This window comes from Shimia gijangensis, assembly GCF_900142085.1.
GTDB lineage: Bacteria > Pseudomonadota > Alphaproteobacteria > Rhodobacterales > Rhodobacteraceae > Shimia > Shimia gijangensis.
Map to the genome: position 1 here is coordinate 144784 of NZ_FQZQ01000004.1, position 24054 is coordinate 168837.

General features: G+C 55.0%; 23 protein-coding genes. 7 read left to right on the plus strand and 16 right to left on the minus strand.

Going from position 1 to position 24054, the window contains the following annotated elements:
- Positions 1 to 27: 27 nt before the first annotated feature.
- From coaBC to BUC32_RS05200, 3 genes are read left to right on the plus strand one after another with little or no spacing between them, the layout of a single operon-like run.
- A complete protein-coding gene (gene coaBC / locus BUC32_RS05190) occupies positions 28 to 1221 on the plus strand; it encodes a bifunctional phosphopantothenoylcysteine decarboxylase/phosphopantothenate--cysteine ligase CoaBC (protein WP_073250235.1) in 1194 nt (397 codons plus the stop codon).
- 53 nt (positions 1222 to 1274) lie between these two features.
- The gene (dut, locus tag BUC32_RS05195) at positions 1275 to 1736 is read left to right on the plus strand and encodes a dUTP diphosphatase (RefSeq protein ID WP_073250239.1); all 462 of its coding nucleotides are present in this window, start codon (positions 1275 to 1277) and stop codon (positions 1734 to 1736) included.
- A complete protein-coding gene (locus BUC32_RS05200; protein WP_073250242.1) occupies positions 1736 to 2776 on the plus strand; it encodes a HesA/MoeB/ThiF family protein in 1041 nt (346 codons plus the stop codon). Before dut ends, BUC32_RS05200 begins: the two co-directional genes overlap by 1 nt.
- Before the next feature lie 6 nt (positions 2777 to 2782).
- Here the strand turns inward: BUC32_RS05200 and BUC32_RS05205 are convergent, their stop codons facing one another.
- Positions 2783 to 3016 (minus strand): hypothetical protein, encoded by a 234-nt coding sequence (locus tag BUC32_RS05205; RefSeq protein ID WP_073250245.1) that lies wholly within the window; start codon positions 3014 to 3016, stop codon positions 2783 to 2785.
- A gap of 189 nt (positions 3017 to 3205) precedes the next feature.
- On the opposite strand from BUC32_RS05205, the gene BUC32_RS05215 reads away from it, so the two are divergent.
- The gene (locus BUC32_RS05215) at positions 3206 to 5215 is read left to right on the plus strand and encodes a M3 family metallopeptidase (RefSeq protein ID WP_073250251.1); all 2010 of its coding nucleotides are present in this window, start codon (positions 3206 to 3208) and stop codon (positions 5213 to 5215) included.
- 79 nt (positions 5216 to 5294) lie between these two features.
- On the opposite strand, the gene BUC32_RS05220 is transcribed toward BUC32_RS05215, so the two are convergent.
- From BUC32_RS05220 to BUC32_RS05250, 7 genes are all read right to left on the minus strand, one after another.
- Entirely contained in the window at positions 5295 to 6791 is a 1497-nt protein-coding gene (locus BUC32_RS05220; protein ID WP_073250253.1) for a phosphomannomutase/phosphoglucomutase, read from the minus strand.
- A 25-nt stretch (positions 6792 to 6816) separates the two neighbouring features.
- Entirely contained in the window at positions 6817 to 7650 is an 834-nt protein-coding gene (kdsA, locus tag BUC32_RS05225; protein ID WP_073250256.1) for a 3-deoxy-8-phosphooctulonate synthase, read from the minus strand.
- Between the two features lie 3 nt (positions 7651 to 7653).
- Complete coding sequence (locus BUC32_RS05230) at positions 7654 to 9318, minus strand: capsule biosynthesis protein (protein WP_073250259.1); 1665 nt, start codon at positions 9316 to 9318, stop codon at positions 7654 to 7656.
- Complete coding sequence (locus BUC32_RS05235) at positions 9296 to 9955, minus strand: ABC transporter ATP-binding protein (RefSeq protein ID WP_073250261.1); 660 nt, start codon at positions 9953 to 9955, stop codon at positions 9296 to 9298. Before BUC32_RS05235 ends, BUC32_RS05230 begins: the two co-directional genes overlap by 23 nt.
- Positions 9956 to 10145: 190 nt before the next feature.
- Positions 10146 to 11393: a Na+/H+ antiporter NhaA gene (locus tag BUC32_RS05240; protein WP_073250264.1), complete on the minus strand. Its 1248-nt coding sequence runs from the start codon at positions 11391 to 11393 to the stop codon at positions 10146 to 10148.
- A gap of 127 nt (positions 11394 to 11520) precedes the next feature.
- Positions 11521 to 12555, minus strand: coding sequence for a permease (locus BUC32_RS05245; protein ID WP_073250266.1), 1035 nt, complete (start codon positions 12553 to 12555; stop codon positions 11521 to 11523).
- Complete coding sequence (locus BUC32_RS05250; protein ID WP_073250269.1) at positions 12548 to 12892, minus strand: ArsR/SmtB family transcription factor; 345 nt, start codon at positions 12890 to 12892, stop codon at positions 12548 to 12550. The genes BUC32_RS05245 and BUC32_RS05250 overlap by 8 nt, the downstream gene beginning before the upstream one ends.
- A gap of 105 nt (positions 12893 to 12997) precedes the next feature.
- Between BUC32_RS05250 and BUC32_RS05255 the strand changes: the two genes are divergently transcribed.
- Both BUC32_RS05255 and BUC32_RS05260 read left to right on the plus strand, forming a co-directional pair.
- Positions 12998 to 13579 (plus strand): uracil-DNA glycosylase family protein, encoded by a 582-nt coding sequence (locus tag BUC32_RS05255; protein ID WP_073250506.1) that lies wholly within the window; start codon positions 12998 to 13000, stop codon positions 13577 to 13579.
- Positions 13576 to 14367 carry an SseB family protein gene (locus tag BUC32_RS05260; RefSeq protein ID WP_073250272.1) on the plus strand — a complete coding sequence of 264 codons (792 nt, stop codon included), beginning with the start codon at positions 13576 to 13578 and terminating at the stop codon, positions 14365 to 14367. Before BUC32_RS05255 ends, BUC32_RS05260 begins: the two co-directional genes overlap by 4 nt.
- Position 14368: 1 nt before the next feature.
- Here the strand turns inward: BUC32_RS05260 and BUC32_RS05265 are convergent, their stop codons facing one another.
- The 6 genes from BUC32_RS05265 to BUC32_RS05290 all read right to left on the minus strand — a co-directional run bounded on the left by BUC32_RS05265 (position 14369) and on the right by BUC32_RS05290 (position 20998).
- The gene (locus BUC32_RS05265; protein WP_073250507.1) at positions 14369 to 15298 is read right to left on the minus strand and encodes a 2-hydroxyacid dehydrogenase; all 930 of its coding nucleotides are present in this window, start codon (positions 15296 to 15298) and stop codon (positions 14369 to 14371) included.
- Positions 15299 to 15357: 59 nt separating this feature from the next.
- Positions 15358 to 16497 carry a rod shape-determining protein RodA gene (rodA, locus tag BUC32_RS05270; protein WP_073250275.1) on the minus strand — a complete coding sequence of 380 codons (1140 nt, stop codon included), beginning with the start codon at positions 16495 to 16497 and terminating at the stop codon, positions 15358 to 15360.
- A complete protein-coding gene (gene mrdA, locus BUC32_RS05275) occupies positions 16494 to 18440 on the minus strand; it encodes a penicillin-binding protein 2 (RefSeq protein WP_073250278.1) in 1947 nt (648 codons plus the stop codon). The genes rodA and mrdA overlap by 4 nt, the downstream gene beginning before the upstream one ends.
- Positions 18437 to 18979 carry a hypothetical protein gene (locus BUC32_RS05280; protein WP_073250281.1) on the minus strand — a complete coding sequence of 181 codons (543 nt, stop codon included), beginning with the start codon at positions 18977 to 18979 and terminating at the stop codon, positions 18437 to 18439. Before BUC32_RS05280 ends, mrdA begins: the two co-directional genes overlap by 4 nt.
- Positions 18972 to 19892, minus strand: coding sequence for a rod shape-determining protein MreC (gene mreC / locus BUC32_RS05285; protein ID WP_073250284.1), 921 nt, complete (start codon positions 19890 to 19892; stop codon positions 18972 to 18974). The genes BUC32_RS05280 and mreC overlap by 8 nt, the downstream gene beginning before the upstream one ends.
- Before the next feature lie 65 nt (positions 19893 to 19957).
- Positions 19958 to 20998, minus strand: a complete 1041-nt coding sequence (locus tag BUC32_RS05290; protein ID WP_073250287.1) for a rod shape-determining protein — start codon at positions 20996 to 20998, stop codon at positions 19958 to 19960.
- 174 nt (positions 20999 to 21172) lie between these two features.
- On the opposite strand from BUC32_RS05290, the gene BUC32_RS05295 reads away from it, so the two are divergent.
- A complete protein-coding gene (locus tag BUC32_RS05295; protein WP_073250290.1) occupies positions 21173 to 21955 on the plus strand; it encodes a 23S rRNA (adenine(2030)-N(6))-methyltransferase RlmJ in 783 nt (260 codons plus the stop codon).
- Positions 21956 to 21972: 17 nt separating this feature from the next.
- Here the strand turns inward: BUC32_RS05295 and BUC32_RS05300 are convergent, their stop codons facing one another.
- Together BUC32_RS05300 and BUC32_RS05305 are read right to left on the minus strand one after the other, a co-directional pair.
- On the minus strand, positions 21973 to 22224 hold the full coding sequence (locus BUC32_RS05300) for a hypothetical protein (RefSeq protein ID WP_073250292.1): 252 nt from the start codon (positions 22222 to 22224) through the stop codon (positions 21973 to 21975).
- 211 nt (positions 22225 to 22435) lie between these two features.
- The gene (locus tag BUC32_RS05305) at positions 22436 to 24010 is read right to left on the minus strand and encodes a 2-isopropylmalate synthase (protein WP_073250295.1); all 1575 of its coding nucleotides are present in this window, start codon (positions 24008 to 24010) and stop codon (positions 22436 to 22438) included.
- Between the last annotated feature and the right edge of the window lie 44 nt (positions 24011 to 24054).

A 24054-nucleotide genomic window follows, 5' to 3' on the forward strand; every position in this document is an offset into this window, starting at 1 on the left:
GTGCGAAACCTCTGAACAGGTGTCAAGATGCTGACAGACAAACGTATTCTTCTGATTATTGGCGGCGGTATTGCTGCATTCAAATCGCTGGACCTGATCCGGCGCCTGCGCGAGCGGGGTGCCTGGGTGACGCCGGTGCTGACCAACTCTGGGGCCGAATTTGTGACGCCCTTGTCTGTGTCAGCATTGACCGGAGAAAAAACCTTTCGCGATTTGTTTGATCTGACAGATGAGGCCGAGATGGGCCATATTCAGCTGTCCCGTTCCGCAGATTTGGTGGTGATTGCACCGGGAACGGCGGATTTGATGGCCAAGATGGCGAACGGACTTGCCAATGATCTCGCCTCAACCCTTCTTTTGGCAACAGATACCCCTGTTCTGGTGGCGCCAGCAATGAATGTGCGGATGTGGGAACACCCTGCAACCCGGCGGAACGTGTCGACATTGCGGGGCGATGGCGTGATGTTTGTCGGCCCGAACGAGGGCGACATGGCTTGCGGCGAATATGGTCCGGGCCGCATGTCAGAGCCGCTTGAGATTGTCTCGGCAATTGAAACGGCTTTGGCTGAAGGGCCTCTCACAGGACGGCGTATTCTGGTGACATCCGGCCCCACACACGAGCCGATTGACCCGGTGCGCTATATTGCGAACCGGTCCTCCGGGGCGCAGGGCACGGCGATTGCACGGGCTTTGACTGCGATGGGGGCCGACGTGGTGTTTGTTACCGGGCCGGCTGATGTGGCCAGACCCGAAGGTGCGCATGTGGTTGAGGTCGAGACAGCCGCGCAAATGCTTGACGCCGTGCAAGCGGTGCTTCCGGTTGATGCCGCCGTCTTTGCCGCGGCTGTGGCCGACTGGCGGGTGGCCAGCGCATCAGACAGCAAGATCAAGAAACAAAAAGGCGCCATTCCCGCGATGGAGTTCGCCGAAAACCCCGATATTCTGGCCACAGTTAGCCAAATGGCCTCGGGGCGTCCGCCCTTGGTTGTGGGGTTTGCGGCTGAAACTGATGATGTGATCGACAACGCCACTGCCAAACGCCTGCGCAAGGGATGCGATTGGATTGTGGCCAATGATGTAAGCCCGGAAACAGGCATCATGGGGGGGAGTGAGAACGCTGTGACGCTGGTTTCCGATGACGGTGCCGAACATTGGCCACGAATGGGTAAGGATGAAGTGGCCCATCAATTGGCCGAACGGATTGCCGCAGCACTGGGTTAGGGGATCGCTCGGAACATCTGTGTATTTGAACAAGAAAAAAAAGGAGCAGTCCCTTGGTGCAAATCAGGTTGATCTGGCTTGACGGGGCGGACCAGAGCGTGGCTTTGCCCTCTTACGAAACTGCAGGGGCAGCTGGTGCGGATGTGCGCGCAAATTTCTCTGAAGAGGCACGCGATGGCGTTGTTTTACAACCCGGTGAGCGGGCATTGATCCCAACGGGCCTCAGCCTTGAAATCCCCGAAGGGTTCGAAGTGCAGGTGCGACCGCGGTCCGGTCTGGCTCTGAAGAAAGGGATCACCATTCCCAACAGTCCAGGAACAATCGACAGTGATTATCGCGGACCGTTGGGGGTAATTGCTCTGAACACAGGGCAACAACCATTTCACATCGAACACGGTGCTCGGATTGCTCAGTTGGTGGTGGCTCCGGTGGTGCAAGCGGGATTTGAGATGACAAGCAGTCTAAGTGACACTGCACGCGGGGCCGGTGGATTTGGGTCAACCGGAGCGAGCTGATGCTAAACGTTTTGTTTCTGGCCGCTGTCCTTTACGGGATCGGCGCGGTGATGGGCGCACCCAAGCGTGCCCGTTGGACCATGATCGTTATTCTGTATCTTGCGGTCCTACTGGCCCATCTGGTTTTGCCCTCAGACAACCCGGTGCGATTGGCCACAGGTGAAAGCCCTGTGTTGTGGTTGCTGATAGGTGGGTTTGCGGTAATTGTGCTGGTCTATCGTGCTGGGCTGAATTGGCTACGCGCGCGTGCCTATGAACCAGAGGACACCATGACCGACGCCCCGTTCACCGATACCGAACTCAACCGCTATGCCCGCCACATTGTTTTGCGTGAAATCGGAGGCCTTGGGCAGAAAAAACTGAAAGACGCCAAGGTATTGGTGATCGGGGCTGGAGGGCTTGGATCACCCGCGTTGTTGTATCTGGCCGCAGCAGGTGTGGGCACCATCGGTATCGTTGATGACGACGAGGTTGACAATTCAAACCTTCAGCGTCAAGTGATTCATCAGGACCGCTCGATCGGCTCCGCCAAAGTTTTCTCGGCGATGGAGGCGATGAAGGCCCAGAATCCCTTTGTTGAAGTGAAGCCCTATCACCGCCGCCTGACCGAAGATGACGCTGCAGCGCTGATTGGTGATTATGACCTAGTGTTGGATGGCACAGATAACTTCAGCACACGATATCTGGTCAACAGGATCTGTGCAGCGCTGGGCAAGCCTTTGATTTCCGGTGCGCTTTCTCAGTGGGAAGGCCAGTTGAGCGTGTTTGATCCGGCCAGCGATGCGCCGTGTTATCAATGTGTGTTTCCCGAAGCACCGGCGGACGGTTTGGCCCCAAGTTGTTCCGAGGCGGGTGTTATTGGCCCCTTGCCGGGGGTGATCGGGTCAATGATGGCGGTTGAGGCGGTTAAGGTGATCGCAGGTGCCGGCGCACCCTTGCGTGGGGAGATGATGATCTATGACGCGCTTTACGGAGAAAGCCGCAAGATCACACTCAAAAAGCGGGATGATTGCCCTGTCTGTGGTGAAACTTCAGGGTAATCCCGTCTACAAAACCCCTGCCAAATCAGCGGTCAAATCCTCAGGATCTTCCAGCTCGATTGACAGGCGGATCACCCCGCCACCTGCATCATGCGCCAGTTTGCTGACGGCGGCCAAATCGGTGAGGCGAGCAATCGGGTTCACTGGGCTTTCTGAAGGCACCATTGGGTTTTGGGCTTCAGCACCGATGCAACAGCGGTGCAGACGCGCCTGTGGGCGGATCGGGAAATTTTCCGGCATGGATGGCGATGGTGGGCGCGTTTTTGGCTGTTGCGAAAGGGCATGTCAGGCTCCCTCGTGGTCTGGTTCAACCTGAGGGCATGAGTTTTGCGATCAAGTCTGAAAGCGACATGGAAAATGAAGCGCTTTGGGTCAATCTGGTTGCGCTTTTGCCAAGCGCGCCTAGGTTGATCTTTAAAGGAGACACCGATGACCAATCCGCTTTTGTCCAACTGGAACACACCCTTTGCGTTGGCCCCATTTAATACGATTTCAGACGAGGACTTTGCATCGGCGTTTGAGGAGGCTTTGGCCGCCCATGCTGCGGAAATCGCTGGTATTGCCAATAATCCCGAACCCGCCAGTTTTGCCAATACGGTTGAAGCTATGGAGGCGGCAGGCGAGGCGCTGGACAAAGTTTTGTCCGTGTTTTTCACCGTGGCCGGGGCAGACAGCAATCCGGATCGTGAAGCATTGCAACGCGATTTTTCTCCAAGATTGGCGGCGCACTCATCAGCGATATCATCTAACAAGGCCTTGTTCGCACGGGTTGCCCAAGTCTGGGCCGACCGCGGAAACTTGAACTTGAGTGAGGAGCAACAGAGAGTTCTGTTGCTGTCGCATCGCGGGTTTGTCCGTGCTGGAGCCGCTCTGGAAGGCGTGGCAGATGACCGGATGAAGGAGATCATGGGCCGGTTGGCTGAATTGGGCACTTCGTTTGTTCAGAACCTGCTGGCGGATGAGCGGGACTGGTTTATGGAATTGTCCGAAGATGACCTGGAAGGTTTGCCGCAATTTGTTGTGGATGCCACACGGGCTGCCGGCGAAGAAAAGCAGGCAAGCGGACCGGTCGTGACACTGTCGCGATCGTTGATCGTGCCTTTCCTGCAGTTTTCGCCCCGTCGCGATTTGCGCGAATTCGCCTTTAACGCATGGGCGGCACGTGGTGCCAACGGGGGCGAGAAAGACAATCGTGGCATTGCTGCTGAAACACTGGCGTTGCGAGAAGAGCGCGCGCAGTTGTTGGGGTACGATAGCTTTGCGGCCTTCAAATTGGAAACCGAAATGGCGCGCACACCCGAGGTTGTGCGCACGTTGTTGATGGACGTCTGGCAGCCTGCCAAGGCACGTGCTGAAGCGGATGCGGCTGTTTTGACTGAGATGATGCATGCCGATGGGATAAACGGAGATCTGGAGCCGTGGGACTGGCGCTATTACGCAGAACAAAGACGCAAGGCAGAGCATGATCTGGATGAGGCGACTCTCAAACCATACCTTCAGCTTGAACGTATGATTGAGGCATCTTTTTCCTGCGCAAACCGGCTGTTTGACCTGGAATTTCGCGCACTGGACGTGCCGCTGTACCATGAAGACTGCCGCGCCTGGGAGGTGACCCGTAACGATGTGCATGTCGCCGTGTTCATTGGGGATTATTTTGCACGTGGCTCAAAGCGATCAGGTGCTTGGTGTTCAGCAATGCGTTCGCAAGCGAAGTTCCCAAAGGTGCAGGCGCCGGTTGTGATCAACGTGTGCAACTTTGCCAAAGGCGATCCGGCACTGCTGAGTTATGATGACGCCCGAACGCTGTTCCACGAGTTTGGTCATGCGCTGCATCAGATGCTGTCGAACGTGACCTATGAACGGGTTTCGGGCACGTCAGTGGCCCGTGATTTTGTTGAGCTTCCATCCCAGTTGTACGAGCACTGGTTGGAAGTGCCTGAAGTTCTGGCTGAATTTGCAACGCACGCTGAAACCGGTGAAGCCATGCCACAAGAAATGTTGACCAAAGTGCTGGGTGCCGCCAATTTTGATATGGGGTTCCAAACGGTGGAATACGTGGCCTCTGCACTGGTGGATTTGGCTTTTCATGATGGCAATGCGCCAACGGACCCTATGGTTAAACAAGCTGAGGTATTGGACGCAATCGGTATGCCCGGCGCAATCACAATGCGCCACGCCACGCCGCAGTTTGCCCATGTCTTTGCCGGAGACGGGTATTCTTCTGGTTATTACAGCTACATGTGGTCCGAAGTGATGGACGCCGATGCATTTGCCGCTTTTGAAGAGGTCGGAGATGCTTTTGACACCAAGACCGCAAAATCCTTAGAGGCCAACATTCTATCGACCGGCGGGTCGGTCGAGGCAGAAGATCTTTACAAAAAGTTCAGAGGCCGTCTGCCGGGTGTCGAAGCCCTGTTGAAAGGACGCGGCCTGGCCTGATGGCCCAACCTCGTCAATACCCCAACCTTGATAGGGGGGGTACTTCGAGGGCGGGAGTGTCAGGTTTGCGGAACGCACGTCAGATGGATTGGTCGTAGTCACCCACAAGGGGTTCAGTGCGGATCACGGCATCAATGTCCGCAAAGATCGCCCGCATTTCCGCTTCACTTTGTGAGCTTTCACAAACCACCACGAGGTTGGGTGTATTAGACGAAGCCCGCACCAGTCCCCAGCTGCCATTGTCAAGAATGACACGCGCACCATTGACGGTCACAACCTCTTTGATTGGGCGGCCAGCGAGCGTTTCGCCAGCTTCGGACTTGGCGACCAGTTTTTGCACCAACCGCTCTAGCACCTGATATTTCTCGGTGTCGGCGCACCACGGTGACATAGTGGGTGTCGCCCATGTTCTGGGCAAGGCTTTGCGCAAATCTGACATGGACATTTTGGGGTTGCGATCCATCAGTTTGCAAATTTCAACAGCCACCCGCATGCCGCAGTCATATCCCCGTCCAATGGGTTCGGCGAGGAAGTAGTGACCGGATTTCTCAAAGCCAGCCAGCGCACCAATTTCTTTGACACGCCGTTTCATGTGGCTGTGCCCGGTTTTCCAATAGTCGGCGGTCACACCTTGCTTTTGTAGTTCCGGATCGCTGGCGAACAGACCGGTTGATTTCACATCCGCAACAAAAGTGCTTCCGGGGTAAATCTTTGACAGATCGCGGGCCATTATTACCCCCACTTTGTCGGCAAAAATCTCTTCTCCCTCGTCATCCACAACACCGCAGCGATCTCCGTCCCCATCGAACCCAAGAGCCATATCCGCACCCGACGCTTTGACCGAGTCGGACATGTCATGCAGCATTTCCATGGCTTCCGGGTTTGGGTTGTAGTGGGGGAACGTATAGTCCAGCTTGGTGTGCGAGGGCACAACTTCAACGCCCATACGCTCGAACACTTCTGGTGCAAAAGCCGCGGCCGTGCCGTTGCCTGTCGCACACACGACTTTGAGCGGACGGCTCATGCGGAAATCGCCAACCAGATCGTCAATGTAGGCCTCTTTCACGCCTTCAACGAATTCGTAGTGCCCACCCGCGTGTGGTTCGCCGTCGCCGTTCAGGACGATATCACGCAGTTCGGACATTTCGTCGGGGCCATGTGTCAGCGGGCGTTCAAACCCCATTTTGACACCGGTCCAGCCGTTTGGATTGTGCGAAGCCGTCACCATCGCTACTGCCGGCACGTCGAGATGAAACTGGGAAAAATAGGCCATTGGCGACACCGCTGGACCGATGTCTTTCACCTGGATACCTGCCTGCATCAGACCCAGAATGAGCGCGTTCTTGATCGACAGAGAATAGTCCCGATAGTCGTTGGCAACAGCGATCACTGGAGGGATGCCCCGGCGACGCATCTGGGTACCAAGGCCTAGGCCTAGAGCCGTGATACCCGGAAGGTTTATCTCTTCAGGAAACTTCCAGCGAGCATCATATTCGCGAAACCCGGTTGGCTGGATCATTGGATCCCGTAGAAACTCCCATGTATTTGGGGTCACGTCTGAAATTGGGCGTGTCATGGCGTTTGCTTTCAAATGTATTTTGTTAAATCGAAATCGGGTTTGCCTTTGCCAGATTATCGAACGCCATAAGCGTGTCGATCAACTTTGGCATGTCGCGAAGGTAAATCATATTTGGCCCATCACAGGGTGCGTTGTCCGGGTCTTGGTGGGTTTCGGTGAAGACTGCTCCGATACCCGTGGCCACGGCCGCCCGGGCAAGAACAGGAGCAAATTCACGTTGGCCACCCGAAGCACCACCCAGACCACCGGGTTGTGCAACCGCATGGGTCGCGTCCATGACCACCGGATAGCCCGTCCTGGCCATTTCCGGCAGCGACTGCATATCTACGACAAGACGGTTGTACCCAAACGAAGCCCCGCGTTCCGTCAGCAAGATACGCTTGTTGCCTGTGCTTTCAATTTTCGTGACAACGTTCGGCATGTCCCAAGGAGCCAAAAACTGACCTTTTTTAACGTTGATTGCAGCGCCTGTTTTTCCTGCAGCAACAAGCAGCGCAGTTTGGCGGCATAAAAAGGCAGGGATCTGTAGAATATCAACAACCTCTGCCACGGGCGCACATTGGCTGGGGTCGTGGATGTCTGTCAAAACAGGGACGCCAAACGTGTCCTTGACGGATTGGAGCACCTTCAAACCGGCGTCTATACCAAGCCCCGGTGCCGCATTGAGCGAAGTCCGATTGGCTTTGTCGAAAGAGCCTTTGAACACATATTGTGCTCCGGCTTTGTCGCAGGCCTCTTTCAGGGTGCCAGCAATCATCTGCGCGTGATCTGCGCTTTCCAATTGGCAAGGTCCTGCAATCAGGGTGAGGGCGGTGTCATTTGCAATGGTCAAATTGCCGACAGAGATTTGTTTCATGGGCTATGAGGATACCTGTTCGCGAAGGATTGAGGCCGTCAGTGAGATCATCAGATAGATACCCGAGAAGATCAAAAAAGCCAGAATAGTGTTCTCAAAAGATCTTGGATAGCTGGGGTCTTCTGATGCCACTGGTTCTACGCTGGTTGTCAGGTAGCGTACTTGGCGGCTTGCTTCAAGTTCGGTCTGTTTCAATGTCTGTAAAGCAGACTGCATCAACAGGTCCGCGGTGGCAAGATCGGCCTGAGCCATCCGAATTTGCGCGGTTTTTTGCGCCAACGAAGATTCACCCTCCGCCGCCTGATGCATTTTGGATTCCAAAGTGGCCAGAAGGTTGGACAGACGGCGAATATCGCCTTTGACGCCCTCAACCCGCGCTTTGTTGGGGCGAAGATTGTCCTCAAGTGCGGCCAGCTGTAATTCTTTTTCCTGCAGTTGGATTTGCACGTTGGAAACCTGCGTTCTCAAACTGGCGATCAGGCCTTCAGGGTCGATCACTGTTCCTTCCTGTAAGAGAACCAGTGCTTCTTGAGCTTCACGCCGTTCGTTCTTGGCCTGCCCAAGGCTGTCGCGGGCGTCACGCAGATGGTCTTCACGCTTTCGCTGGGACAAATCATCCGCCCGTTCCTCTGCATAGGAGATCAAAGCGCGGGAGAAATTTGTGGCGACTTCAGGATTTGCCGCAATCACTTCCATGCGGATCGAACCTTCTGTCGGATCGTAGCTGATTTTGACGTATTTCTTGTAGAGTTTATACGCTTTTTCATGTGAGGGGTTCGGGTCAAGTCGCTGGATCGGGTCAATTGTTGGATTCGAAAAATGTGATTTGAAACCTACGTCCCGATCCAGACGCAGCATTGCGTCCTTTGAGGTCAGATAGTCCTGCACAGCGATTGCGTCGCCATTCACGTTGAGCTGTGATGGCAGAAGCGAGCCAAGACCCGACCCCGATCCACCTTCTGCCTGTTGCACAAGAAAGGCCGACTTCGTGGAATACATAGGAGTGGCGACAGAGTAGAAATACCACCCAGCCAGAAGGGTCGGCAAAAACACAAAAACGGCCAGACGCGCAAATAGCAAGGCCAGGCGACGACGGCGTCGTTGCGCGATTTCTTTTTGTATCTGTGTGATCTCTTTGGCACGGCGTTCTGCCGGTGAGTCTTGGGCCAGTTCGGTAGAAGGAAGTGAGCCTTTGCTGAGCGCCGTTGTTTGCGGCAGCTGAATTCGGCCCTGTTGACTGGCACCAGAAGTGCCGCTGTCCTGTGTTACAAGATCCAGCATATTTGTCCGCTGGAATGGATCAATCCCATTGGCCCGCAACAAGCGTACCGCGTCAAAATCAGACGTGGCAGCCAAACCGTTTTTTTGCGCCACGCGTCTGGCCATACGCAATTGGCGACCCGTTAAACCTTCGCGTTTGATGCCGTCAATTTCAAGCTCGGCACCCGTCGTCTGTTCCGTATCTTGCGATGCGGGCAACGAGCTTGGTGTCGGCGCTACGCGTGGTGTTTTGGACGGTTTGGCAATGTGGTTCACCGCCCTTTGGCCAGGGTCGGAAGCCGGTATTGGACGCTGTGGCGCCGCACTTGGCTGCGCGACGCCAGAAACTTCTGGCCCAACACTGCTGCGCCGAATTCGAAACTTTTTAGCCTTGGGTTTGGTAGTCATAGAGCTGCTTTGCCTCTTCCAAGGTGTCAAACATATACAATTGCCCGTTCATCAGAACCCCCGCTGAGCGGGCAAATTTTTCAAGAGTTTGAGCCTGATGTGAAACGATGATGATAGTAGTGGTACGCAAGCGTTCTTTCAGAACTTCGCCGGCTTTTCGGTTGAACTCAACATCTGTCGACGATGGCATGCCTTCATCGATCAGATATATGTCAAAATCAAGCGCAAGCATCAGAGCAAAAGTGAACCGTGAACGCATCCCCGAAGAATAGGTTCCCAAGGGCTGTTCAAAGTACTCCCCTAGCCCACAGAGCCAACGGCAAAAGGCTTCGACATAATCGGGGTCCAGTCCGTAGAGCCGTGCGATGTACCGGCTGTTTTCAACGGCCGAGTGTTTGTTCACCACGCCACCCATGAACCCGAGCGGAAATGAAATACGGCAACTGCGTCGGATCTCTCCTTCGTCCGGCTTTTCCAGGCCAGCCATCATGTTGATGAGGGTGGTTTTCCCAGTGCCGTTGGGAGCAAGAATTCCCAGCGAGTGACCAAGTTCCACACGGAAAGAAACACGATCAAGGATGACCTTGCGCTGACTTCCTGTCCAGAAGGACTTACTCACATTTTCAAATTCGAGCATCTATCGCTCCGGCTCTGCTCTGGCCACCCCACTTTACGGGGCTTTCATTAACGCTCTGTTTGGCGTCTTACATTTTAATATGTCGGATTTCAGGGGGAATAAGCAACTCAAAGCCGCAGTAAATAGGCCCTAAAATACCAAAAAACCGGCGCTTTCGCACCAGTTTCTTGTTGAATTAGTGAAAACTCTCTTAAAGGTTGCGCTTTTCAACGCGAAAGAGCTTGCCTGCAATGATCGAAATTGCAGCCGCACCGAACGAGAACAACGCGCCCATTTTGGCGGCATCCTGAACTGGGCCGGCGTCAAATGCGACGGATGCTACAAACAAAGACACCGTAAAGCCGATCGCTGCTACACAGCCAATGACGACAAGGTCGATAATGCGCATGCCTTCCGGGATGCCCAATCGAAGTGGTACTGCGGCGAGCCAGCCAAACAGCAAAATTCCAATAGGCTTGCCCAAAAGCAACCCTGCCAAAACCAACCAAGTGGCGTCACCCATAGCGGACAGCTGAACTCCTGCATTCAGAAGTCCAAAGAAGAAAAGGACAATTTCAACGGGGTATTTCAGCGAATGTTCCATCACGTTCAAAAGGTCATGCAGATGCTCTTCGGCAGCCGAAAATATACCAAATGCCCGGTCGGCGTGTGGAATGGTTGGTACGATTGGCAGCAAACCCAATGCCGGGTGCAGGCCCGAGCGCATAAAGGCGTACCAGCTGACTGCACCAGCCAAAGCATAAGGCACAAAATGCAGTTTTGTGCGCACAAAAGTCGACATCGGGCGATTTTGATTACCCCGGTCCATGCGACGTGGCAGCCAGTTGAAAACGACAAATACGATGATTGCCGCTGCGAGCGATACCCAAAGCCAATTTGGTGCCAATTCCCCTGATGGGTAGAATATGGCTAGAATAATCAGCCCTGCAGCATCATCAGCGATGGCTAGCAACAACAAAAACCGCACTGCCGGATGGCCCGCGCCGAAAACCATACGCCCAACCAGATATGAAAAAGCAATGTCAGTGGCGGTTGGGATCGCCCAACCATTGGCGACTGCGTTGTACGTGTCCGACCCCATGAACATGGCAAGGCCAAGATATACTGCGATTGGGCCAAACATCCCGCCGGCGGTTGCGAACAGTGGCGTCGCCGCCTTTTTTCCGCGCAGCGAGCCGTTCTTGAGGATCACAGCCTCCCAGACCTCTTTTGCGGCAATCGCAAAAAACAGGGCCATCAGAAGGTCATTCACGAGATAATGCAGCGTCAGAGTACGATGGCCATGGTGTAAATGACCGATAGGAGCATCTTCCCAAATCACAAACTCAACGAAGTGGTGATAACTTAGGTAATCCACATTTGCCCAAAGAAGCGCTGTCAAAGCACCAAAAACCAACAACAATGAATTGTCGGTTAAAAAACTCCAGACGCGATACATCTATTCTCCACCCTCCAAGTTTTGTTTGAAATGACTTAGCGGAAAGCAATCTAGGGGGCAACGAGATCAAGGGAGGCAATCCGTTACGCGAAACGGATTGCCTCCCTTCGGTTTACTTAAGCCTGATTTAGGCAAATGCCTGCCAAGCGACACCAGCAATAAATGCACCGACCATCGCAAAGCCAATATAGGCCGCAAACACACGTGGTTTGACCAGCGCCCAGACTGCGATTGCGGCCGGAATGCAGCTGACACCTCCGGCAATCACAAAGCTCATCGCCGCTCCATTTGACATGCCCTGCTGCAACAGCGCGTCCACCAATGGCACAGCGCCGTAACCGTTCAGATAGGCCGGAGCGCCGACCAATGCGCCTAGAATGATCGGCTTGATGCCTGAGCCACCCAGAACGCCAGCGATCATTTCGGCGGGCACATAGGTCAGCATGAGAGCTTCGATCACATAAGCCAGGGCTAGCCATTTCAGTAAGAACAGGCCATTGGTAAGGACAGCACCACGGAATGTTTCGCGGCGCTCAGCTTCCTTCCAGAACGTCCATACAGGTTTGGCGGAAAAGGGCTTTTCGACACCGCAGCACCCACCAACCTGTGGCTGTTCCCTCAAAGGATCGGTAAAGACCGCGGTTTTTGCAAAGGTCATCGTCAGAAAGCCTCCCATGAGGCCAAGACCCACTGCAGCAAAGGTTTTTGCCACAGCGAAATCCAAACCCAATGTGCCCGCAGTCACCGCGAACATTGCCGGGTCCATCAAAGGAGAAGCCAGCCAAAACGCCATGACAGCTGACAAAGGTGCGCCGACCGCCAGCAAAGCGGCAATAAAGGGGATCACCTCGCACGAGCAGAACGGAGACAGTCCGCCCAAAAGGGCCGCAAACAAGATCATGCGCGTCTCGCGGCCTTCAAAGGCTTTAGCCAGCAGGTTTTCCGCTCCGGATGCTTTGAGATATCCGATGGCAAGGATGGCAAACAAAATGAACGGGGCAGTGTGGCCGAGCGCGCCAATCGCAAAAGTAACCGTCGGAACAAGTTGCGGCAGGTCCAGAACGGCAACGGCGATCAGGATTAAAACCAGCACCAGCCAGGCTTTGTCGATCTGAGCCAGTTTTGAACCGATGAGGGAAGGTGTGTGAGTGGTATCAGCCATGGTCGTGATCCTTGTTTGGCTCTGAGCTGTCTGCACAGCATTCTTGCAGCAAAAACTGAGATAGGATTCGTATCTCGTCATATGCCACAGCGGCGCAAATGATCGAGCGCCCTTGTTTTTCCTGCGTGACGAGGCCGGATTGCGCTAGAATTTTCATGTGATGGGTGAGGGTCGAACCGGTCACGCCACTGCGCTGACCCAGTTCGCCGATGCTCAGACCTTCGGGGCCTGCGCGCACAAGGCATCGCAGCACCGAAAGGCGTTGTTCCGATCCAAGCGCTGCAAAGGTCGATGCTGCGATGGTCAGAGAAATGTCATCTGTTGATTCATGTTTCATATTTCTAGAAATATCGAAATATAATTATTGCGCAAGAAATATTTCGGGAAATATCGAAATAAATGCGACTTCCTGTTTGATGCGCTCTGTCGCAAGATGCATGAGATGACTTTACCCGAAGAGATACGCGCATGCCGTTTGTGCAAAACCCGGTTCGCTGCAACGGCATCGGCGCATATACCGCGCCCCGTGCCATGGTTTCGACCTTCTGCACGGGTGTTGATCGCGGGGCAGGCGCCCGGAGCAAGGGTTCACGACAGTGGGCGTCCCTTTACGGATCCGTCTGGCGATCGCCTGCGTGAATGGATGGGGGTGGGTGATGAAACTTTTTATGACCAAGCGCAAATCGCCATTCTTCCCATGGCGTTTTGCTTTCCGGGCTACGATGCCAAGGGCAGCGATCTGCCTCCGCCGCCAATCTGTGCCCAAACGTGGCGCGACAAGGCGCTTGGTAGCTTGCCAAATGTGCAACTGACTGTGCTTGTCGGCGGGTACGCGCAAAAGTGGCACCTCAAGTCTCGGGGAGGGGTGACTGCAACCGTGACAGGGTGGCGCGACCATGCGCCCGCGCGCTTTCCCTTGCCACATCCTTCGTGGCGCAATACGGCATGGATCAGGAAAAACCCGTGGTTCGAGACAGATCTGCTACCCGAGCTGCGCGCAAGGATCAAAGAGGTTCTGCAATGAGCGATTTGACACCGTTGGATCAGGCCCATGCCCTGATGGATGTAAATACCGAGGATGACACCACACGTCTGCGATTTTACGAACGTTTGGCCGATGTCGAGCTGTTCGTCCTTCTGTCCAAGGAGGCCGAGGGAGAAAGCATTTCACCGGAACTATTTGAATTGCCTGAACATGCGGTTGTTCTGGTTTTCGACACCGAAGAACGACTTGCATCTTTTGTCGGCAAGCCAGCACCTTATGCCGCCTTGTCTGGTCGCGTCATTGCGGCAATGCTGGCGGGTCAGAACATTGGATTGGGTGTGAACCTTGAAGTTGCGCCGTCGTCAGTGATGGTTCCGCCCGAGGCTTTATCCTGGCTGGCACAAACCCTGACCCATGCACCGGATGAAGTCGAAGCGCGCGCCCAAGAGTTCAGCACACCAGCCGGCTTGCCCGAAGCGCTGATTACGGCGCTGGATCAAAAGCTGTCGACCGCCGTGGGGCTTGCGAAATGCGCCTATCTTGTGGGGGTGACTTATGATGATGGCGCCAAAAGCCATCTTCTGGGCTTTGTCGATGCGATCCCCGACGCCCAAAGCGCATTAGCCAAGGCGGTCTCCGAAGCGCTGACATTTTCCGGAATCGAGGTAGGCGCGCTGGATGTTGGTTTTTTTGACGCGGCCAACCCGGTCTCGGCCCAATTGGCCCGTGCGGGTTTGCGATTTGACCTGCCGGAACCACCAACAGCCGCAGAATACACCCCGACTGTGCCGGGAAGCGATCCAGATAACCCGCCTAAATTACGCTGATCTAGTAACCTGCGCTGCGATCCGCCAAAAATCTCAAGGGCTCGCCGTTTTCACTGCGCCTCACATTTTCTGCAACAATCTGGCTGGCACTTGAGGGTCGTGTTTCGCTGGCTATATGCGGCGTCACAGTCACGTTGGGGTGCGCCCAAAACGGATGGTCCACAGGCAGTGGTTCTACGCGGAAAACATCCAGTGTCGCGTGGGCAATTTGTCCTGTGTCCAACGCGGCCAGCAATGCTTCATCATCAATCAATGGACCCCGCCCAGGATTAATTAGGAAAGCCCCTTTGGGCATTGCGGCCAAAGCGTCTGCATCAATGAGGTTTTCTGTGGCCGCTGTATTAGGAAGCAACAGCACAAGAATGTCTGCCGTCGACAGAGCTTTGCCAAGCCCCTCTTCGCCGCAAAGGCAGGTGATGCCTTCTGCTTCTTTTTGCGTACGGCTCCAGCCGGTGACAGGAAAGCCCAGCCCATGCAGTGCCTTGGCACAGGCCATGCCCAATTCGCCAAGACCCAATACGGTCACTCGGCGATCATCAGCCAGCGGTGGCACGTAATCGCGCCATTCGCCGTCCTGACCTTTGATATGCAGGTCCATACCCAGATGGTGACGTAAGGCATGGCCTGTCACCCATTCCCTCATGCCCTGAGACAACCCGTGGTCCACCATCCGCGCAAGAGGTTGGGTCAGGGTTGGATTGCTAATGATGTTCTCAACCCCGGCCCATAGGTTCAGCACGGCCTTGCAGCGCGTATAGGGTGTGAAATCCTGCAGCGGGCTGTTGGGAGCATAGACGATGTAATCAACCTCGTGTGGGGCGAAATCAATCCGCAAATCCACGTCAAGTCCAAGGTCGTTGAAAGCCTTGGTCAGCGGGGCCTCATATGTCACCCAACGTTCTGGCAAGGCGGCAAAAAGCACGTTGATCATGGGCAAGGTCTCCGACGGGTGGGGCATTTTGGCTGTGGCACGGTCCGCTTTTGCCAGGATCATCGCGGCCGGTGGATATGTGCGCTTTGTATCAGTCCAAAGGCAACCATCAAGACCAACATTGCCGAACCACCGTAAGACACTAGCGGCAAGGGCACACCCACGACAGGTGCAAGCCCCATGACCATGGACATATTCACCGCAAAAAACAAAAAGAATGTCGACGCGATGCCGAGGATCATCAAAGACGAAAACCGGTCCCGATTGGCCAATGCAGCCAGCACACAGAAAACGATAATGAGCGCATATAATCCAAGCAGAGAAATCCCACCCACAAAGCCAAACTCTTCGGCCAGAGTTGTAAAGATAAAATCTGTGTGCTTTTCGGGCAGAAAATTCAGCCGTGATTGCGTGCCTTGCATAAATCCGCGGCCGGTCCAACCGCCAGATCCAAGTGCGATCTTGGACTGGGTAATGTGATACCCTGCGCCCAGTGGATCACTGGCGGGATCCAGAAAGGTGTCGATTCGGCGAAACTGATAGTCTTTCAGCAATTGCCAACTTGTATCGCGCGATTGAAAAACCGCCACAACCAGCCCAACAAAAAGCGTGGTGACCGCAGCAAAATACCCCCAGTGCACCCCCGCTATGAACATCACCATTGCACCCCCGGTGATCAGCAAAATCGACGTGCCAAGGTCAGGTTGGCGCAGCACCATCGCCGTTGGCAGCAAGATCGCCAGCACCGGCAGCAGGACCCAAAATGGGCGGGACAACTTTTTGGGTGGCAACCAGTCATAGTAGGCGGCAAGTGACATCACCAGTGTGACTTTCATCAACTCTGAGGGCTGCAGGCGCATGAATCCAAGATCGATCCAGCGTTGGGCCCCCATACCGACACTCCCCATAAATTCGACAAGGATCAGCAGAACAATGGTTGCAAGATACGCAGCTACAGACATGTTCCGCCAAAACCAGATTGGCACCATGGCCACAGTCACCATGACAGCCAGGCCCAGGGTAAATCGTTTGATCTGAGGTTCGGCCCATGGGCTGAACGACCCTCCCGCGACCGAATACAGCATCATAAAGCCAACGCCCGCGACCGATGTCAGCAGGACAATCAGCGGCCAGTTCAGGAACAACACTTTGCGCAACCCTGTCGGGACCGTTTTGACAGAATACTCAAGATAACTCATGTGCGCGTGCCCCCCCGAACGTCTTGAGGGTCAGGCATCAAAGCCCGAAGACGTTCTTGTTGGGCTTTGATCTTGCGGCGATCTCTTGATGGGTAAGCTTCCAGAGGTGGGTCGCCCTTGTAAAGTGCCTGCAATGTGATGTCGCGCGCGATTGGGGCCGCTGCAGTGGATCCTCCTCCTCCGTGTTCGACGACGACCGCGACTGCGATTTCTGGCGTGTCGAAGGGTGCGAAGTTCACGAACAACGCGTGGTCTCGCCTTTCCCAAGGCAGGTCTTTGTTGCGGGTCACACCTGCGGCACGTTCTGCAGCGGTGATATTGCGCACCTGACTAGTGCCGGTCTTGCCTGCAAGTTTGAATTCTTCCGGAACAATGCGACTGCCATAGGCTGTGCCGCGCCGGTTGTTTGAAACTGCAAACATCGCTTTACGAATCTGACGCAGATGGTTTTCGTTAAGCCCTAATGGCGCGGGTTCGGGTACAGGTTCTTCCACGCCGTTAGAAGATTTTACCATACGCGGATTGATCTGCAGGCCTGAGGCTAATCGCGCCGTCATAACCGCCAATTGCAAGGGGGATGCCAATACAAACCCCTGACCAATCGAAGCATTTACAGTGTCACCCGGTACCCAGTTTTGTCCTCGTACCTGCTCTTTCCAGGTGCGTGTTGGATTCAATCCACGCGCCACGCCAGAAAGAGGTATGTCATGGCGAACACCCAACCCTAAACGCGCCGCCATTGTCGAAATCTTGTCGATTCCAATTTCGAGGGCGACTTCGTAAAAATAGACATCGCAACTCTCGCGCAAGGCTTTCTGCAAATCCATATGACCGTGACCTGCCCGTTTCCAGCAGTGGAACCTGCGGTCAGATACTTCCAGATGGCCCGGACACCAAACGGTATCCTCGGAACTGAAAACCCCTTCTTCCAAAGCGGCCAGCGCCGTGATCATTTTGAAGGTTGAGCCCGGTGGATACGTGCCTTGTACGGATTTTGCCGCCAGCGGGCGAAATTTGTTGTCGGTCAGCGCCTTGTAGTCCGCCACGGAAATACCGGTCACAAACAGGTTCGGATCAAACGTAGGGGCTGAATTGATTGCCAGAAGATCGCCGTTGCGGCAATCCATCACAATAGCAGCAGCGCTTTCGCCCTCAAGCCGTGCTTGCACGTAAGATTGCAGGTTTTGGTCCAGTGTCAGTTGCAAGTCCTGACCTTGGTCGCCCTCTTGGCGATCCAGTTCGCGCATAATGCGCCCAACCGAGTTAACTTCAACCCGCTTGGTGCCGGCTGATCCTCGCAGTCCACCTTCTCGTTTGGCTTCAACTCCGACTTTGCCGATCTGAAATCGCGGGATGCGCAAAAGCGGGTCGGGGTTGGCAATTTTAGACAGATCATAGTCACTGACCGGACCGACATAGCCAACCACATGGGCAAAATCGCCTTGCAGAGGGTATTGCCGCGACAGACCGACTTCGGGCGTGACACCGGGCAGGGCCGGGGCATTCACGGAAACCCGGCTCATTTCCTCCCACGAGACATGATCAGCCACCGTCACTGGAAGGAAAGGGGCTGAGCGTTTCATCTCGGCCATAGCGCGATTGAGCGAGTCTTCGTCCAGTTCGACCAACGTAGACAGGCGTTCAATTACCTTGTCGACATCCCCTGCATCCTCTTGGACGATAGTGATCCGGTAAGAAGGTTCGTTTCGCGCCAATGCCACGCCGTTTCGGTCAAAAATTTCTCCGCGCGCTGGAGGCAACAGGCGAATATTGACGCGGTTTTCCTCGGCCAGCAGGCGGAACTGATCAGATTGTTCGACCTGGAGATACCGCATTCGCAGCGCGAGCATTCCCATAAATCCAAGCTGCACACCGCCGAGCAGCATTGCACGTCGACTGAGAAGCCTTTGCGACTCGGAGCTATCGGCGTTGGGGCGCCTCATGTGACACCCGCCATTGCATCTGTTTCACCCGGCCCGATCTTACGAACGCCCAACACAAAACGCGATGCCAGAGCCACCAGCGGGAAGAAGATCACATTCATGGCTAATTGCATCAAGCTCAGCCCCAAAGAGGTTTGATCGACCAAAAAAACCGCAAGGATGATCCGGTTGGTAAGCAAGATTCCAGCCAACACAACTGACACGGTCACCCATTCAACCATGAATGTGGAATCGCGCAAACCGGGTTCCTGACGCTTGAGGATATGACGCGCCCCGACCATGACCGCTGCCATGACGCCCGGTGGTCGCAGCAAAATAAAGTCCGCCACCAGCGTGATGAACGCCACCGAAAGTGCTGGCGTGAATTCCGGACGCCGCACCGCCCAGGCAACAGTCAGAAGAACGACGAAATCTGGCCCAGCCCAACCACGCGGCATGGTTTGTAGGGGCAAAAGTTGCACATAGAGAATGGCCATCACCAGTCCCATATAGACGAATGTCATCCGCCACTTGCGCGCGCGTCCCTGCACTTCAGCCATTTCCGGCCTCATCTGCGGTGTCAGTGGCGCCGGAAGTTTCGGGCTCGGGGGAGGGGTGCGGAAGTATGACAGTTCCAGGCGTGTCGATGCTTTCTTGCCCATGATCTCGCAGGACTCGTAAAAACTCAAGTCGCTCATAATCAGCGGACAGGCGCACGCGCAGTCGCCCGCCTGGATCGGCGGCAACCTGACCAACCAAAAGTCCGCTTGGGAACACGCCACCATCGCCCGAAGAAATCACCCGGTCCCCAGGGCGAACCTGTTCGGGGCTTGCAAGAAAATCGATGTAGGGTGCTATCGAGTTGTCACCGGCAACAATCGCGGTCTGTCCAGAGGGTTGGATCAAAACCGGGATGCGGCTTGAACTGTCACTTAACAAAATCACCCGGCTTGAGGAATTACCAACGCCAGAAATGCGGCCGACAAGGCCGATACCGTCCATTGCGGCCCAGCCATCGACAACACCATCGCGCGCACCGATGTTCAGCAAAACCGATTGGCGAAACGGAGACCCACTGTCGGCCAGCACGACGCCTGTCACAAATGTCAGACGCGGATCCAGTCGTACGTTGTTCAAATCAAGAAGCCGCGCGTTTTCCTGTTCCAGCTGGAGAGCGGCCTCTTTCCATGCTTTCATTTGCTGAAGCTCACGACGCAGCTCTTTGTTCTGTTCGACGATACGCTGATAGCTTTGGAAGTCGCGGGTAAGATTGACTGCTCCGGTCACTGGCGCCATGGCCCAATCCATAGAAGGAACAACCTTGTCCACAACCTGCGCCCGGAACCTTTCTACGCGAGGACTATCGATGCGCCAGACAAAGAAAATGGCCAGCAAACACAGGATCAACACCGCCAGCAACAGTCGCCTGAACGGTGCGATAAAGTCTTCGCTTTGTTTTCTGTCTTTTGCCACGTCGCCCTCGGTTCAGGTGGATCGCCCGAGACTGGCACGCGGGCGCGCCGCGCGTCAATTCTGGCTTAGCTGTCGTAGTCGATGGCGTGGCGCAGCTGTTTTTCGTATTCCAGCGCCTTGCCGGTGCCCAATGCCACGCAACTAAGGCTGTCATCCGCAATCGACACGGCCAGCCCAGTTTGTTCGCGCAGCGCCAAATCCAGATCCCCTAAAAGCGCACCGCCACCGGTCAGCATAACGCCACGGTCCACGATATCTGCTGCGAGATCGGGCGGTGTGGCTTCCAAAGCGGTCATCACGGCTTCGCAAATCTGCTGCACTGGCTCGGCCAGAGCTTCGGCAACTTGGGCCTGAGAAATCTCGGTTTCCTTGGGGACGCCATTCAACAGGTCTCGGCCGCGAATTTGCATCGACTGGCCACGGCCATCGTCGGGCATGCGCGCCGTTCCGATCTGCGTTTTGATACGCTCTGCGGTCGATTCCCCGACCAAAAGATTCTGGTTGCGACGCAGATAGTTGATGATGGCTTCGTCCATGCGGTCTCCGCCAACGCGGACCGAACGGGCATAGACGATGTCACCCAAACTCAGAACAGCCACCTCGGTGGTCCCGCCGCCGATGTCCACAACCATGTTGCCGGTTGGGTCGGTGATGGGCATGCCTGCACCAATTGCTGCCGCAATAGGTTCTGCTATCAATCCGGCGCGGCGCGCACCTGCCGAGAGAACCGACTGGCGAATTGCGCGTTTCTCAACCGGGGTCGCACCATGAGGCACGCACACAATGATTTTGGGTTTCGAGAACGTCGAGCGCTTGTGCACCTTGCGGATGAAGTGTTTGATCATCTCTTCGGCTGTATCAAAGTCAGCAATCACCCCATCGCGCATCGGGCGAATGGCTTCGATGGACCCCGGTGTGCGGCCCAGCATCAGCTTGGCATCTTCGCCAACGGCCAGCACTTTTTTCACGCCGTCTTTGACGTGATAGGCCACCACAGAAGGCTCAGACAGGATAACACCCTTGCCTTTGACATAGACCAGCGTATTTGCCGTCCCAAGGTCGATTGCCATGTCAGATGTAAACAGGCCGCCCAGATTTCTCAGCATGTGTGTTCCGTTCCCGCAGAGTATCCGAAAAAGACCCGCGACTCTGCCAGAGAGCGGGCGAGTTTCTTATATGGGGGGGATGCCATTTGTGAAAGCCCCTCAAATGGTTAAATCAGCGCGTTTCCGCCGTGGAACGAGGCTATTCAAGGCGGGTTTGGCAAGGTAGGGAGGAGTATGCTGTCGTATCAACATATCTACCACGCCGGGAATCTCGCGGACGTTCAGAAACACGCTTTGTTAAGTGTGGCGCTGGACTACATGACTCGTAAAGACAAACCCTTGAGTTATCTGGAAACACACGCCGGGCGGGGATTGTATCAGCTGGATGCCGAAGAAGCCGTCAAAACTGGCGAAGCCGAGGCCGGGATCAGTGCCGTCGGGGATTGGTTTGACGCAGAGCACCCCTATCGCAAATCGCTGGACGCAGTGCGCACAAACTATGGCGAAGCGGCATACCCGGGTTCACCGATGGTGGCCGAAGCGTTGCTGCGGCGCGGTGACAAGATGCATTTGGCTGAACTGCACCCGCAAGAAAGCGAAGCCCTTAGCGGCGCGATGATGGGCAGTGGCGCGAAGGTTTATGAAAAGGACGGGTTTCAGATGGCGCAATCCATCTGCCCGCCTGATCCACGCCGCGGACTCATGCTGATTGACCCCAGCTACGAAATCAAATCAGACTATGAAACATTGCCCAAGTTTATCGGCCAGTTGCACCGAAAATGGAACGTTGGGGTGATTGCTTTGTGGTATCCGATCCTGACCAGTGGTGCGCATAAACCGATGCTGGCGGCACTTGAGGCGCAAAACCTGCCAAAGGTCCTGCGCCACGAAGTGCGGTTCCCACCTATGCGCGAGGGACATCGCATGGTGGGATCTGGCATGTTCATTGTGAACGCGCCATATGGACTGGAAGACGAGGCCAAAAGATTGAGTGGATTGTTCTCAAGCGTTTTCTAAGGCTTCAGGGCTGATGATTAGCTTCCCTGACGGCCATCTTGCTTGCAATCGCGTTTGTCTTTGCCAACTGCACCTTCTGATTGCCGGCAATCCTGACGGGTGTCACGACGATCACCACGGCGGTTCATACCATTTGTGCCTGCAACTTCGTAGCTTTCGACTTGCGGGGTCGAGGGTGTCGATTGGGCTTCATAGGTCGGTGCCGCTGCAAAAGCGAGGCTGGCACTGAGGACCAAAGCGGTGGCGGCGGTCAAAGATTTTGCAAACATTTCGTATCCGATCAACTAAAGGGTTTTGAGACATCTGGGCGTCTCTGTTGATTGACATATTTGAACGAAGTGCCCGAATTACTTTTGAATTCTTGCCATTGCTTTGGCCTTTTGCGCCAGATGCAATCTGGTGAAACGCGGTTTGATAACTGGAAAGAGCAAACAGAAAAGGCCGCCATTTTTGACGGCCTTTTCAAATCTATTGAAAGACTTAGGTCACATCTTTCCAGTTGATTTCCCGGTTGTCCGCGCCTTCGCCCATTTTGCCGCGACGTACCATCAGGCGGTTCAGCGCATGAATGTAGGCTTTGGCCGAGGCCACGACCGTATCAGTATCAGCGGACTGACCTGTCGCGATGTTGCCGTCTTCTTCCAGACGTACCGAAACGGTGGCCTGTGCATCTGTGCCTTCGGTGACTGCGTGAACTTGGTAAAGCTGCAGATGGGCTTTGTTTGGGTGCACTTCGCGCACGGCGTTAAAAGCCGCATCAACCGGACCATCACCCTGACAAATGGCGGTTTTGTTCTCGCCGTCGACAGACATTACCATCGTTGCCTCAGCTGGGCCGCCGGTGCCACAGGCCACGCGCAAGGTCACCAGTTTCAACCGATCGTTTTCAGCGTCTTCGCCGGTGCGCATCAAGGCAATGATGTCATCATCAAACACTTCTTTCTTGCGATCGGCCAGGTCCTTGAAGCGTACAAACACGTCTTTCAACTGGTTGTCGCCAACGTCAAAGCCAAGGTGCTCCAGCTTATCCCGCAATGCGGCCCGGCCCGAATGCTTACCCAAGGGCAAAGACGTGCCCGACAGGCCCACATCTTCGGGCAACATAATCTCAAAGTTTTCGCGATTCTTCAGCATACCGTCCTGGTGGATGCCACTTTCATGGGCAAAGGCGTTTTTGCCGACGATGGCTTTGTTAAACTGAACCGGAAAGCCCGAAACGGTAGCTACACGGCGTGAAATGGCCATGATTTTGGTGGTGTCGATGCCAGTGTGCCAGGGCATGATATCATTGCGCGTTTTCAATGCCATGACAACTTCTTCGAGTGCCGTGTTGCCTGCACGTTCGCCCAAGCCATTGATTGTGCATTCGATTTGGCGTGCCCCGCCAGCAACCGCGGCCAGTGAGTTCGCCGTCGCCATACCCAGATCGTTGTGACAGTGCGTGGCAAAGACCACCTCATCTGCGCCAGGAACCGTTGTGATCAGGTTGCGGATCAGGTCGGCGCTTTCGTCTGGTGCAGTATAGCCCACGGTGTCGGGAATGTTGATGGTGGTGGCGCCTGCCTTGATGGCAATCTCGACCACACGGCACAGGTAATCCCACTCGGTCCGTGTGGCATCCATAGGTGACCACTGCACATTTTCGCACAGATTGCGGGCGTGGCTGACCGTTTCGTGAATTTTGTCGGCCATTTCATCCATGGTGAGGTTCGGAATGGCGCGGTGCAGTTCGGATGTACCGATAAAGGTGTGAATGCGGCTTTGCTCGGCGTGTTTGATCGCCTCCCAACAACGATCAATATCCGTGAAATTTGCTCGGGCCAATCCGCAGATGCGACTATTCTTCGATCGCTCGGCGATTTCGGATACGGCCTTAAAGTCGCCTTCTGAAGCGATTGGGAAACCTGCCTCGATGATGTCCACGCCCATATCATCGAGCATCTCGGCGATCTCGATCTTTTCATCATGAGTCATGGTCGCACCGGGGCTTTGTTCGCCATCACGCAGTGTCGTGTCGAAGATCAAGACGCGATCTTGTTTTGTCGTATTAGTCATTTTTGGATCTCTCTTTTTTCTACTAAAGCCTAGGCGCGAAGCGG